The organism is Leisingera sp. CC-HEC093 (assembly GCF_059429195.1).
Genome location: NZ_JCAIJR010000001.1, coordinates 3,765,571 through 3,778,554 on the forward strand (window position 1 = coordinate 3,765,571; position 12,984 = coordinate 3,778,554).

The 12,984-nt window shown below is 61.1% G+C and carries 12 protein-coding genes; 7 read left to right on the top strand and 5 right to left on the bottom strand.

Features of this window, described 5'->3' with window-relative positions; genetic code table 11:
- The first annotated feature begins 67 nt into the window (after window positions 1–67).
- The 3 genes from AC5STB_RS18475 (at window position 68) to AC5STB_RS18485 (ending at window position 2,747) form a co-directional block, all read left to right on the top strand.
- Window positions 68–883: a chromate resistance protein ChrB domain-containing protein gene (locus AC5STB_RS18475; protein WP_495444245.1), complete on the top strand. Its 816-nt coding sequence runs from the start codon at window positions 68–70 to the stop codon at window positions 881–883.
- On the top strand, window positions 880–2,151 hold the full coding sequence (gene chrA, locus AC5STB_RS18480) for a chromate efflux transporter (RefSeq protein WP_495444246.1): 1,272 nt from the start codon (window positions 880–882) through the stop codon (window positions 2,149–2,151). The genes AC5STB_RS18475 and chrA overlap by 4 nt, the downstream gene beginning before the upstream one ends.
- A 119-nt stretch (window positions 2,152–2,270) precedes the next feature.
- Window positions 2,271–2,747 carry an SspB family protein gene (locus AC5STB_RS18485; protein WP_495444247.1) on the top strand — a complete coding sequence of 159 codons (477 nt, stop codon included), beginning with the start codon at window positions 2,271–2,273 and terminating at the stop codon, window positions 2,745–2,747.
- A gap of 54 nt (window positions 2,748–2,801) precedes the next feature.
- On the opposite strand, the gene AC5STB_RS18490 is transcribed toward AC5STB_RS18485, so the two are convergent.
- Window positions 2,802–3,284, bottom strand: a complete 483-nt coding sequence (locus AC5STB_RS18490; protein WP_495444248.1) for a hypothetical protein — start codon at window positions 3,282–3,284, stop codon at window positions 2,802–2,804.
- Window positions 3,285–3,565: 281 nt separating this feature from the next.
- Between AC5STB_RS18490 and fumC the strand changes: the two genes are divergently transcribed.
- Genes fumC through AC5STB_RS18505 form a run of 3 tightly spaced genes read left to right on the top strand, consistent with a single transcriptional unit; the run spans window position 3,566 to window position 5,351 of the window.
- Window positions 3,566–4,960, top strand: coding sequence for a class II fumarate hydratase (gene fumC / locus AC5STB_RS18495; RefSeq protein WP_495444249.1), 1,395 nt, complete (start codon window positions 3,566–3,568; stop codon window positions 4,958–4,960).
- Window positions 4,960–5,136, top strand: a complete 177-nt coding sequence (locus tag AC5STB_RS18500; RefSeq protein WP_495444250.1) for a DUF4169 family protein — start codon at window positions 4,960–4,962, stop codon at window positions 5,134–5,136. Before fumC ends, AC5STB_RS18500 begins: the two co-directional genes overlap by 1 nt.
- Complete coding sequence (locus AC5STB_RS18505) at window positions 5,133–5,351, top strand: ribbon-helix-helix domain-containing protein (protein WP_495444251.1); 219 nt, start codon at window positions 5,133–5,135, stop codon at window positions 5,349–5,351. The genes AC5STB_RS18500 and AC5STB_RS18505 overlap by 4 nt, the downstream gene beginning before the upstream one ends.
- Before the next feature lie 216 nt (window positions 5,352–5,567).
- Here AC5STB_RS18505 and AC5STB_RS18510 read toward each other — a convergent pair whose 3' ends face one another.
- The 3 genes from AC5STB_RS18510 to AC5STB_RS18520 form a co-directional block, all read right to left on the bottom strand.
- A complete protein-coding gene (locus tag AC5STB_RS18510; RefSeq protein ID WP_495444252.1) occupies window positions 5,568–6,923 on the bottom strand; it encodes a cytochrome P450 in 1,356 nt (451 codons plus the stop codon).
- Window positions 6,920–8,170 (bottom strand): alpha/beta hydrolase family protein, encoded by a 1,251-nt coding sequence (locus AC5STB_RS18515; RefSeq protein WP_495444253.1) that lies wholly within the window; start codon window positions 8,168–8,170, stop codon window positions 6,920–6,922. Before AC5STB_RS18515 ends, AC5STB_RS18510 begins: the two co-directional genes overlap by 4 nt.
- 96 nt (window positions 8,171–8,266) lie before the next feature.
- A complete protein-coding gene (locus tag AC5STB_RS18520) occupies window positions 8,267–9,019 on the bottom strand; it encodes a cytochrome c biogenesis CcdA family protein (RefSeq protein WP_495444254.1) in 753 nt (250 codons plus the stop codon).
- A 94-nt stretch (window positions 9,020–9,113) separates the two neighbouring features.
- Between AC5STB_RS18520 and AC5STB_RS18525 the strand changes: the two genes are divergently transcribed.
- A complete protein-coding gene (locus tag AC5STB_RS18525; protein WP_495444255.1) occupies window positions 9,114–9,347 on the top strand; it encodes a sulfurtransferase TusA family protein in 234 nt (77 codons plus the stop codon).
- Window positions 9,348–9,549: 202 nt separating this feature from the next.
- On the opposite strand, the gene AC5STB_RS18530 is transcribed toward AC5STB_RS18525, so the two are convergent.
- Window positions 9,550–12,522 carry an Rne/Rng family ribonuclease gene (locus tag AC5STB_RS18530; protein WP_495444256.1) on the bottom strand — a complete coding sequence of 991 codons (2,973 nt, stop codon included), beginning with the start codon at window positions 12,520–12,522 and terminating at the stop codon, window positions 9,550–9,552.
- Window positions 12,523–12,984 lie beyond the last annotated feature (462 nt).

Here is a 12,984-nt window from a genome sequence, read left to right on the forward strand (position 1 = left end):
CGCGAACGCCCCGTGAGGCGCCAGCCCAAGGTTCGCATGTTACCCTTGCACGCGAGGAGACATGCCCATGGCTGCCCCGAATGAAATTACTCCTTCCCAATTGCTGCGCCTCATCGGCCTGCCGGACGCTCCGGTTTTGCCGGACATCCGCACGGATGAAGACTTTGCAGCAGATCCTTATCTGATCCCCGGCTCCTTCCGGCATCCGCACACAGACATTAACGGCCTCAAAGACCGCCTCAAGGGGCGGCGCTGCGTGGTGGTCTGCCAGAAAGGCCTGAAGCTGTCGCAAGGGCTGACCTCTTGGCTGCGCGGGGACGGGATCAAGGCAGAATACCTGCAGGGCGGTATGTTCGCCTGGCGCGATCTAAAAGGCGCACCGCGGATTCCAGCCCGCGCCCTGCCCGCCCCCGTCCACGGCAGCACCCTGTGGGTGACCCGCCACCGCCCCAAGATCGATCGGATCGCCTGCCCCTGGCTGATCCGCCGCTTTGCGGATGCCGGGGCACGGTTCCTGTTTGTATCTCCATCCGAGATTGCCGGTGCCGCGGAGCGCTTTGGCGCGACGCCATTTGATGTCGAGGATGTGTTCTGGTCGCACCGGGAGGAGCTTTGCACCTTTGACACCATGCTGGATGAGTTCGGCCTGCGCACGCCTGCGCTTGACACTCTGGCACGGGTTGTGAGAGGCGCCGACACCAACCGGCACGATCTGGCGCCCGAAGCAGCGGGGCTATTGGCCCTCTCGGTCGGGTTGTCACGCCAGTTCAAGGACGACCACCAGCAGCTTGAGGCAGGCATGAAGCTATACGATGCGCTATACCGCTGGGCCCGCGACGGCCAGGGCGAAGGCCACGATTGGCCGGCGGGCCGCAAGGCATGAATCATCCCAGCTGGACGGAAATGCTGCACGTCTTCGGACGTATCGGAGTGCTGAGCTTTGGCGGCCCGGCGGCGCAGATCGCGGTGATGCACAAGGAATTGGTCGAGGACCGCCCCTGGCTGAGCGAGGACAGCTTCCTGCGCGGACTGAGTTTTTGCATGCTGCTGCCAGGCCCGGAGGCGATGCAGCTGGCGACCTATACCGGCTGGCGCATGCGGGGCACTGCCGGCGGGCTGCTGGCCGGGATGCTGTTTGTGCTGCCGGGGGCTGCAGTGATTGCCTTTCTTGTCTGGCTTTATGCGCACTACGGCACCTTGCCTGCGGTACAATCCGCCTTCCTGGGTGTGAAGGCGGCGGTGGTGGTGATCATCCTTCAAGCGCTGCGCCGGCTATCAGGCAAGGCGCTCAACCATCCTCTGGACTGGGCGCTGGCCGGTTTCGGCTTTGCCGCGCTGTTTCTTTTCAACCTGCCGTTTCCGCTGGTGGTTCTGGCCGCGGCCTGCATCGGCCTGATGCGCGAGGATAGGAGCAATGCGGCCGTGGCACACAGCCCAGCAGTTCAAAATAGCAGCACGCTTAAGACAATCGCGGTCTGGGGCGGGCTTTGGCTGCTGCCGCTGTTTTTCCTGAACCTGTCGGGAGCCGGTTTCCTTGCTGATATCGGCTGGTTCTTTTCCAAGCTGGCGGTGGTCACCTTTGGCGGCGCCTACGCAGTGCTGGCTTACATCAGCCAAACCGTGGTCAGCCAGTTCGGCTGGATCAGCGCAGGCCAAATGATCGACGCGCTGGGGCTGGCGGAAACCACGCCAGGCCCGCTGATCCTGGTAACCCAGTTTGTCGCCATGCTGTCAGGCCTGCTGAAGGGGGGCATTGGGCTGTTCCTTGCGGCTGGCGCGGTGGCGCTTTGGGCGACCTTTATGCCCTGTTTCCTGTGGATCTTTGCCACCGCCCCATATGTGGAACGCATAGCCGCACACCCCCGGCTGGGCATGGCGCTGAAGGCGGTGACCGCCACTGTTGCCGGGGTCATTCTGAACCTGTCGGCCTGGTTCCTGATCCATGTGGTTTTTGCCGAAACGCAGGTGTTTGAAGCCGGAATTCTGCATGTCCCGGCACCGGTTCTGGACAGCCTGAACCCCGCCGCGGCCCTGCTGGTTCTGTTGGCGCCCTTGGCGGCATGGCTGGTGCGCGGCAAAATGCTGCTGCTGCTTGCGCTGATGGCCGCAGCCGGGTTGGTCGTTGCGGAATTCCCGTTTCCAATCAGCTAACTGACGCTGGCGGATTGTTTCTGCGAAGGGTAAAAAAGTTTTCGGGCAGCCGGACTGCTGCCCTTTTGTTTCCGTCAGAATCTCCTATGCTTAACCGCAAATGAACAAAGGGTGACTGCATGTCCCGTGAAATCGACTATGGCAACCTGATGCACTCTGCCATGCGCGGCCTGATCCGGACCGTGCTGCAAGACATCTCTGACAATGGCTTGCCCGGTAACCACCACTTTTTCATCACCTTCGACACCGCCCACCCGGACGTGGAACTGGCCGACTGGCTGTCCGACCGCTACCCGGGTGAAATGACCGTGGTCATGCAGCACTGGTTCGACAATCTGAAAGTGGATGAAGAGGGCTTTGCGGTGACGCTGAACTTCGGCGACTCGCCGGAGCCGTTGTATATCCCCTACGACGCCATTCGCACTTTTGTGGATCCTTCGGTGGAGTTCGGGCTGCGGTTTGAAAGCGCTGATGAGGACACCGAAGGGTATACTGCTGTGCCCGATGCGGAGGATGAAGCGGATGAGTCCATCGATCAGCAGGAACCGGTAAAGAAAGACGCCGATGTGGTGTCGCTCGACAGTTTCCGGAAATAGAACCCGCACCGGAGAAAGACGGATCAGGCAGCCCTGCGGGCTGCCTTTTTTTTGCTACTGCCGTTTCAGGAAAGTTGACAATTTCCGCCGCGGTTCGCCGTTCAGGCGGGAGCTGTAGACCAGATCCAGGCCGCCCTTTGCCAGCGTACGGTCGTACTGCTGCATTTCGTAGTCACCATTCGGGTGAATGAACAGCGAGAAGACCGTTAGGGTGCCTTCGGTGATGCGGCCCCAAACAAAGGGTTCCCCTTCCATCGGATCCAGCGGCACCGAATGGCCGAACACGTTGCGGGTCATTGCCGCCGAAAAAACACCGTCGCGCCCGGTTTTCCGGAACTCGATCTCGTAGGTCTTGGTCTTCCGGCGGCCGTCGTCCTTTTCCGTGGTGGACGTCCACTTGATCGTGAACCCCTTCTTCATTTCGCGGATCACAACGCTCATGTCACGCGGATCGGTGTCGCCATCCTCTTTGACGAGGTCGACACTGCCGGAGTATTCGCCGGCGAACTGCGAAATACCCGCTGCGAATACAGGCACGCCCGGTAACAGCAAAAGGCTTGCTGCCAAAAGTGCAGCCTGCAAGGTCACCAATGAACGCAAGCGAATGAGCAACCGCATCTCCTTTCCGGGCAAGACAGTACAAGTTCATGTATTACCAGCATAACACGGTTCCAGACTATTACAGCGCCTGGATTGCGCCAATTCAACACTATACCTAGCGGCCCTTTTGACTATGCTGCGCGCAACTGGCCAATTGCGCTGCATTCCGGCACAGGCTAAACGGCATACAATCGCATACTCAACGGAGATACAGACGGATGTCCGCAACCCGCACCGAAACCGACAGTTTTGGCCCGCTTGAAGTCCCGGCAGAGAAATACTGGGGCGCGCAGACACAGCGCTCGATCATGAACTTCCCGATTGGCTGGGAAAAGCAGCCGGTGGCCATCGTACGCGCACTCGGCGTCATCAAAAAAGCCTGTGCCATGGCCAATAAGGCCTCCGGCAAGCTGGAGGCAAAAATCGCCGATGCCGTGATCCAGGCGGCCGGCGAGGTGATCGAGGGCAAGTTCGACGACGACTTCCCGCTGGTGGTCTGGCAGACCGGTTCCGGCACCCAATCCAACATGAACTCCAATGAGGTAATCGCCAACCGCGCGATCGAAATCCTGGGCGGAACCATCGGCACCAAGGACCCGGTGCACCCGAACGATCACTGCAACATGGGCCAGTCCTCGAACGACACTTTCCCGACCGCCATGCATATCGCCACCGCGATGACCGTGCGCGACGTGCTGGTGCCGGGGCTGACCAAACTGGCCGAAGGGCTGGAGGCCAAGGCGGAAGAGTTCAAGGACATCATCAAGATCGGCCGGACCCACACCCAGGATGCGACCCCGCTGACCCTGGGTCAGGAATTCGGCGGCTACGCGCATCAGATCCGCCAGGGCCTGGCACGGGTCGAGGCAGCAATGCCTGGCATCTATGAGCTGGCACAGGGCGGCACCGCCGTCGGCACCGGCCTCAACACCCAGAAGGGCTGGGGCGAGACCGTGGCCGCCAACATGGCAGAGATCACCGGCCTGCCCTTTGTCACCGCGCCGAACAAGTTCGAGGCACTGGCGGCCCATGACGCCATGGTGTTCCTGTCAGGCGCTTTGGCGACCATTGCGGGCAGCTGCTACAAGATCGCCAACGACATCCGCTTCCTCGGCTCCGGCCCGCGCTCCGGCCTGGGCGAGCTGATCCTGCCGGAGAACGAACCAGGCTCCTCGATCATGCCGGGCAAGGTGAACCCGACTCAGGCCGAGGCGCTGACCCAGGTGGCCGCGCATGTGATGGGCAACGACGCAGCGATCAAGTTCGCAGGCTCGCAGGGGCATTTCGAGCTGAACGTCTACAACCCGATGATGTCCTACAATCTGCTGCAGTCGATTCAGTTGCTTGGAGACGCCGCGGACAGCTTTACCGAGCGTATGCTGAACGGCATCCTGGCCAATGAGCCGCGCATCGACAAGCTTATGAAGGAAAGCCTGATGCTGGTCACAGCACTGGCACCGACCATCGGATATGACAACGCCACCAAGGTTGCCAAGACCGCACACAAAAACGGCACCACGCTGAAGGAAGAAGCGATTGCCCTGGGTTTTGTCGATGAGGCAACCTTTGACGCCGTGGTCCGCCCCGAGCAGATGATCGGGCCCAAGGACTGATGGAAAAGCCGGTCAATCTGAACCGGTACAGGAAAGAAAAAGCGCGGGCTGAGAAGAAGGCCCGCGCTGACCAGAACGCCGTGAAATTCGGGCGGACCAAGGCAGAGAAAGACCTGGACAAGGCGCGCAACGCGCAAGACGTCCGCCGCCTGGACGATCACAAGCGCGACGAATGAACGGGCGCCCCAAAAAGCACTCCCTTACCTTACGCGGGCACCGCACGTCGGTGTCGCTGGAGGACGATTTCTGGGATGCCTTCCGTGAGATCGCTGCACAGGAAAACCGCCCGATCAACGACCTGGCGGCAGAAATTGATGAATCCCGCGGCGAGGACTGCGGGCTGGCATCCGCCATCCGGCTGTTTGTGCTGCGCCGGTTAAGACCGAATTAACCACGATCCGGCATCTTGGCCTGATACCGATGCCAGAGCCCCTTTCAGCCGATACTTGGCTGGGACCGTTTCCGGCACGAGCGCAAACGCCGCGGCTTCCATGCAGTTGAGAATGCCGGCCAAGTTGTGATCTTCTGCAACCACGACGCGGTCCACATCATTCAATGATGCAAATTTCTTCGAAGAAATTTGACAAAAAAATTCGAATTTTCTTGGCTACCTTTTGGCTAATTGCAGCCAAATTCCATTCTTGGACCGCACCGTCAGATGCGCCACTGGCACCGGCGTTTTGCTTGCAACCGGCGTAATCCGGAACTGGCGCAGGATCATCGACAAGATCAGCGGCCCCTCTACCATGGCAAACCCTGCCCCGCTACAGACACGGGACCCGGCCGAAAACGGGATATAAGCGTCGCGCTGGCATTGCTTGCCGTTCTCTGTCTTCCAGCGCGCCGGGTCAAACCCGTCCGGGTTCTCCCACAGCCGTTCATGCCGGTGCAGGTGCCAGGGGCTCAGCACCATCTGCGCGCCCTTCGGCACATCCCGGTTGCGAAAGCGTTCCGGGCAGACGGCCTCGCGCACCATCATCGGCACCGGCGGATAAAGCCGCAGAGTTTCGCGGAACACATCGCGGCTGATCTTCAGTTTTGAGACCGCAGAAAAGCTGTCATCCTCCAGCGCAGAGGCTTCAGCTGCCACCTTCTCCTGCCACTCCGGGTAAAGCGCCATGAGGTAAAGCGCCCAGGCCAAGGCAGAGGCGCTGGTTTCATGACCGGCAAGAAAGAAGATTGCCACCTGGTCCACCATTTCCGCCGCATCAAAAGTGCTGCCGGTTTCCGGGTCCCGTGTGGTCATGATCTTGGTCGCCAGATCATCCGGCGCTGTGCCTGCCTTGATTGCAGCCATCCGATCGGTCGTAAGCTGTGCGATCAAGGCCCGGATCTCAGCTGCGTTCCGGCGGGTGCCGCGGCGGAAGAACCGCGGCATCCACCGCGGCAGCGGCAGAAAGGCGGCCAAATTCAGCAAGGGCTGGCTGCGCTGGTAGTCGCGGAAACGGGTAAAGACCTGCCCCGCCACCTCATGTTCGATCGGGATCGAAAACAGCGTCCGAAAGATCACGTCCGCCGCCGCGTGCGAGGTTTCCTCCTCAATCTCCACCGGTCCCTGCTGCCCTTCCAGACGCGCCACAGCGGCCTCTGCTGCTGCTCGCATTGCAGGAAAAGTGTCCTTCAGCCGACCGCCTTCAAAGGCCGGGTCGATGATCCGCCTCTGCCGTTTCCAGGCCTCACCATTGGTTAGGAACACTGAATTGCCCAAAAGTGGCTTCAACCCTTCGGCGATCCGGCCGGACTTCGGAAAGTCATCTGGCCGGTCTTTCAGCAGCAGCTTCACCAACTCCGGCTGATTGACCAGAAAGGAGCGGAAAAACGGTGTACGGAATTCCGCCATCCAAGCGCGGTACAGTTTCGCTGGCTGGGCGGAGAGGATGTCCTGACGGAACAATTTCACATAGCGCCACAGCGACACTTGGCTGGGCCGTGCGGGTGGCTTTGGCGGCAGCACTTGGGTCATTCAGCAGCTACCGTGGTGTATTTCGAGACCGGCACATCAATCCGGGACTGCGAGGGTTTGCGATCCCTATAGCGCTCCGCCAGCGTCAGCGGTCCGGCAGTGATGCGAAAATAGTCATAGTCACCTGGGCGGTCAAAGGCGCAGAGATACTGGAAATGCAGCCGGAAGAAACGCCAGCGCAGCTGCTGCCAGCGCTTCGGGCTGAGAGTTTGAGTGAAGGCGGCTGAAAACACCAGCGGCCAGCGCTTGCCCTCAGGGGCTACCCCGCTGACGGCCACCGGGTCGCAAAGGGCAAAAGCGCAGCCGTCGCCCGGTGCGGTGACATCCACCCAGGCGAGTTCATCACGCTGGCACAGGTATCTAAGATCAGTCCGCAAGCGCCGCGCACGCGGCAAGAAGGAAACCATCGGCACCACCTGGCCCAATGTCAGGAACCCCAGTGCCGGGCGTTTTGGCGGCGGCCCTTCACGGATCAGGTCTGCCAGCACCGACACCCCCAGATGTGCGCCGGAGGAATGGCCAACAACCAGTACCTCGTCCAAATTTTGATCCTGCAAAGCCTCGGCGATTAGAGCACGGAACTGGTCCAGTCGCGCCTCCATTCCCGGTGCGTTGGCGCCACTTCTGGCAGCGGTATGCGCATAGTCATGCATCAGATAATAGGCAAAGAACTTGCCATCGCGCTTTTTGAACCAGCGCAGCAGCCCGTATCCTGCACCGGCCCCCAAGCCCCATCCAATGACTGAGGTCAGAAAGCCGCCAAGGTTCGCCAGCCCGGCAAGAATGCTAAACGCACGAGCCGCACCCCATGCCAGCAACAGAGCCAGCAGCGCCTGTAAGAGCAGCATTCCCACCGGATAAAGGGCCGCTATCACCGGCCCCTTGCGCAGCCGCATCAGCCGCCGCAACGCGCCGGTGGCGATGTAGATCCACGCAGTCCGCAGTAGCTGCCAGTATGTGCCGGCAATTGTTGCCTCCATACTGCCGCGCACGATGTCGGACCAGACCAGCACTTCGATATCTGCTTCGGTCCGCTGCCCATCCATTTCCGCCGCGGCATACCAGCCATAGGGGCCTTTGGTCCGCTTCGGAGACAGGGTCAGCCTGTAGCCGGAAATCTCTGACTGTGCGGCGCCTTCCTTGCGGTAAAGCTCGCGGTAGCGGCGCGGGTGAATCGGGTCATAGCCCGGGATGTAGAATACCCGCCGCCTGCGTACCTGCTGGGAATTGGTACCGGTTTGATCCACGTTGACCTGCTCTGCCGTTTTGCGGACAGATTAGCAGCGCAATCCGGCAAGAGTAAGGCCTGGAAAAAGGGCCAGAAAGCCCCCCATTCCTTGGTCTCAGCCCAGCGTTGCCAGCGCTGGGAAGGTTTCCAGCAGCCACCAGGAGAAGGTGGTGAACAAGCCAGTCACCAGCATGATGCCGACAAACAGCAACAGGCCGCCCATCACCTTTTCAATCAGTCCCATATGCCGCTTCATCTTGTTCATCAGCGTCATCGACCGGTTGAGGAACATCGCCGCCAGAAGGAACGGCACCCCCAGTCCCGCGGCATAGACGCCCAACAAGATGGTGCCGCGGCTGACCGATGCCTCGGACGCTGCCAGCGACAGGATCGCACCCAGCTGCGGGCCGATGCAGGGGGTCCAGCCAAAGGCAAATGCTAGCCCCAGCACATAGGCCCCAAGGGCGGAACCGCCGGACTCGCCCGCCTCCATCCGCGCCTCGCGATCCAGCAGAGGAATGCGGAACACTGACAAAAAGTGCAAGCCGAAGATGATCACCACAACACCTGAGACTTGAGCGAAAAGTTCCTGATTCTGCAGCACAAAGGCGCCAAAGGCAGAAGCAGTGAAGCCCAGCAGAAGGAACACCGTGGACAGCCCCAGCACAAAAAACAGAGCAGCAATGACCGCCTTGCGCCGTGCAGCGGAGGTGCCTTGCATCTCGCCGATGGTCACACCGCTCATGTAGGCCAGATAAGGCGGTACAATTGGCAGCACGCAGGGCGACAGGAAACTGATCACGCCGCCAAGCAGCGCCACCAGCATGGCAGGGAGCAGCCCTGCGTCGATGATCTCGATTCCAAACATGTCCCAACACTTATGTTAGCAGCGGACCAACGTCACGGGGACGGCTGGTCACATCCTTGTGGACAGCATGAAACATCCCGCTTATCTGCACACCATGACCGAGATCAAAGATACATTGGACGCAATTGGGCTGCTGTGCCCTCTGCCCGTCCTCAAGGCGCGCAAGCGGCTGAAATCACTGGAACCCGGCCAGGTTCTGGAACTGCTGGCGGATGACCCGGCGGCGGTGATTGACGTGCCGCATTTCTGCAATGAAGCAGGCCATGAGTTTCTCGGCCACAGCGCCGGCACGGACCATCAGATCTATCTGATCCGCAAAGGCGGTTAGCACTGCTTCACCGCTGACGTCTTTGTTCAGAAGCCCGGAATTTGGCACGAATTCCGGCTTGGAATACAGGTGTTTTCCGGGCCGTGTCCCGCGCCGGTAAGCGGCTTCCGCCGTGCATTAGGGCTGCCATGAGAATGCCGGCGGGCCGCAAAGAGAAAAGGCAGGCCAACCGGCCTGCCTTTTCTTTCGATCTTTTTCAGCCTTAGCCGCCCATCGACCACCAGCCGCGGCGCTTCGGCTTGGGCGGGGCTGCCGGTTCCGGTTCCGCCTCAGCACCAGCCATGGCAGGCTCGGGCTGCTTTTCTTCCTTCGCAGGCGCAGGCTCCGCTTCTGTGGTCTGCTCCGCAACGGGCTCAGCCTCATCTGCTTCCTCAGCAGCGGGTTCCTCAGCGGCGGCGGGTTCGTCTGCCACTTGTTCAGCTTCCGTTGCGGGCGCAGCTTCAGTCTCAGTTGCTTCCGCCTGCGCAGGTGCTGCGGTTTCAGCTTCCGCCGGTGCGGCCACGGCCTCAGCCTCTGTTTCTGCAACCGGTTCCGCAATCTCTGCCACAGGCGCTGCCGCTTCGGCCTCTTGCTCAGGTGCTTCAGCTGCTTCCACAGCCGCAGCAGATTCTTCAGCACCCTCAGCTGGGACCTCTGCCGCTTCGGCAGGAGCATCATCAGCAACAGCAGCTTCCGCCTCCGCAGGCTTGGCCTTCGGCTTGCGAGAGCGGGTACGGGTGCGCGAGCGTTTCTTCTCCTTCACCTCTTCGACAGGGGCTTCCTCGTTTTCAGCAGCAGCCTCGGAGGCCTCAGCGGTCTCCTCTTTGGGCTGCTCTTGGTCCTCAGATGCCTCGTCGTCGCCATTCTCGCCGGCTTCACCGTTCTGAGACTGCTCGCCATTGCCGCCCTTCCGGCGGCGGCGGCGGCGGCGCTTGCGCTTGGGTTTGTCGTCCTGCGGCGCCTCGTCCGTGGTCTCGGGTGCGGCCGGTGCCTCATCCTCGTCCTGTTTGGCCTCTTCCGCGTCCACCTGTTCCATGATCGAGGTATCCACTGACACCACCGGAGCGGCGACGGCAGGCACGTTGCGCGACGCAGTTTTGAACTTTTCGAGCACAAAGTCCGGGCTGACCAGATGCGCGTCGCCTTCGATGCGCACGGACAGGCCGTATCGCGCCTCGATCTGGGCGATGTGCTCGCGTTTCTGGTTCATCAGGAAGTTGGCAATGGACACCGGGCAGCGCACCAGCACTTCGCGCGAGCGGCGGCGGGTGCCCTCTTCCTCAATCTGGCGCAGAATCGACAGCGCCATCGAATCGTCCGAGCGGATCAGGCCGGTGCCGTGGCAATGCGGGCACGGCGCGGTGGTCGCCTCGATCATGCCGGGGCGCAGCCGCTGGCGCGACATTTCCATCAGGCCAAAACCGGAGATCCGGCCCACTTGGATGCGGGCACGGTCGGTCTTCAGCTTGTCCTTCATGCGCTTTTCGACAGCGGCGTTGTTCTTGCGCTCGTCCATATCGATGAAGTCGATGACGATCAGGCCTGCCAGATCGCGCAGTCGCAGCTGGCGCGCCACCTCTTCGGCGGCTTCCAGGTTGGTCTTGAGCGCGGTTTCCTCGATCGAGCCTTCCTTGGTGGCGCGTCCGGAGTTCACATCGATCGCCACCAGTGCCTCGGTCACGCCGATCACGATGTAGCCGCCGGACTTCAGCTGAACTGTCGGGTTGAACATCCCCGCCAGATAGCTTTCCACCTGGAACCGGGCAAACAGCGGCAGCGCTTCCTGATAGTGGCGCACATTCTTGGCGTGGGACGGCATGATCATTTTCATGAAGTCCTTGGCGATGCGGTAGCCGCGGTCGCCTTCCACCAGAACCTCGTCGATCTCGCGGCTGTAGAGGTCGCGGATCGAGCGCTTGATCAGGTCGCCCTCTTCATAGATCTTGGCCGGCGCGATGGATTTCAGCGTCAGCTCGCGGATCTGCTCCCACAGGCGCTGCAGGTATTCATAGTCGCGTTTGATCTCGGATTTGGTGCGCTTGGCACCGGCGGTGCGCACTATCAGGCCCGCGCCGGTCGGCACGTCCAGCTCGGTTGCAATGTCTTTCAGTTTCTTGCGGTCGGCTGCATTGGTGATCTTGCGGGAGATGCCGCCGCCACGGGCGGTGTTGGGCATCAGCACGCAGTAACGGCCGGCCAGCGACAGATAGGTGGTCAGCGCCGCACCCTTATTGCCGCGTTCTTCCTTGACGACCTGCACCAGCAGCACCTGGCGTACCTTGATCACTTCCTGGATCTTGTAACGGCGCGGGCGCGGTTTGCGCGGCGGGCGGATGTCCTCGCTGTCGTCCTCGTCAGCAACCGACTCGATGCTCTCGTCCTTGGAGGTGGCGTCTGCGCGGCTGGACTCAGCGTCGTCATCCCCCTCCCCTTCGCTGTCATCAGCGCCGTCTTCTTTGGCTTCCTCAGCTGCCGAATCTGCATCTGCAGAAACGGTTTCCGCTTCTGTCTCTGCTTCGGTTCCGCTTTCCTCAGTTGTTTCAGCCGCGGCTTCTTCTACCGGAGCCTCACCAGCCGTTGCGGCTTCTGCCGCGGCAGCCTCTTCGGGTTCACCCGCTTCAGGCTCTTCCACCGGGGTTTCCGCGACACGCTCCATCGGCGAGGAGCCTTCCGGAACCTCGGCCAGTTCCGCCGGGACATCCGCTGCTTCAGAACTGTCGGTCAGGTCAATGGTTTCCATACCGGCGATTTCACCGGCCGCCGTTTCAGAGGCCTCAACCTCCTTGGTTTCCACGGCGTCCTTGGAGGATGCCTTGGCCGCCTTGGCAGAGGATTTGGAACGGCGCGAACGCTTCGGCTTGGCCGGTTTTTCGTCCTCGTCTTCGTCACGGGCGCGCATCGCCTCGGCATAGGCGCGCTCTTCCTCCATCAGGGCCTCACGGTCCGCGACGGGGATCTGGTAGTAATCCGGGTGGATTTCCGAAAACGCCAGGAAACCATGGCGGTTTCCGCCATAATCTACAAAGGCCGCCTGCAGGGACGGTTCGACGCGCGTTACTTTTGCGAGGTAGATGTTGCCAGCAAGCTGGCGTTTGTTTTCGGACTCAAAGTCGAATTCCTCAACCTTGTTTCCATCGACCACCACAACGCGGGTCTCTTCCGCGTGGGTGGCGTCAATAAGCATCTTCTTTGCCATGGGTCCTTGATGCACCTGCCCTGTGCGCCCGCAAGCCTCCTGCTTCCAGGCGGCCGCGCGCGTTTCGGGTGGTGTCTTGTCAGGGCGATGTTGGACGGCGCGGTGCAGCAGGTGGTCCCGGGTTCTATGCCCGGCCTTCCTGCCTCAGTGCTTTTCGCTCTCGCGCGCGTCATCGCGGTTCTTCTCCGGCAGACGGGGTGTGCCCGCGCCTGCCTTGTTATCCCTGCACCGAATAAATTCCGGCTTGGGCGCTAAACTGCCCCCTTGGGTCAAGAGGGCCAATCGGTCTGGCTGCGGCTTTCTCGGATCATGCCGGACAAAAGCCGAAGCCAGCGAAACTCATCAGAACGGGAGGAACCAAGTGCAGGTTTCAAGCCCGTTGCGCCAGCATAAGGCCTGTGGATAGGTAATGACAATGGACATTCGTCACCACAGGGTCTGAAATTGCAAACGGCCCGCCAC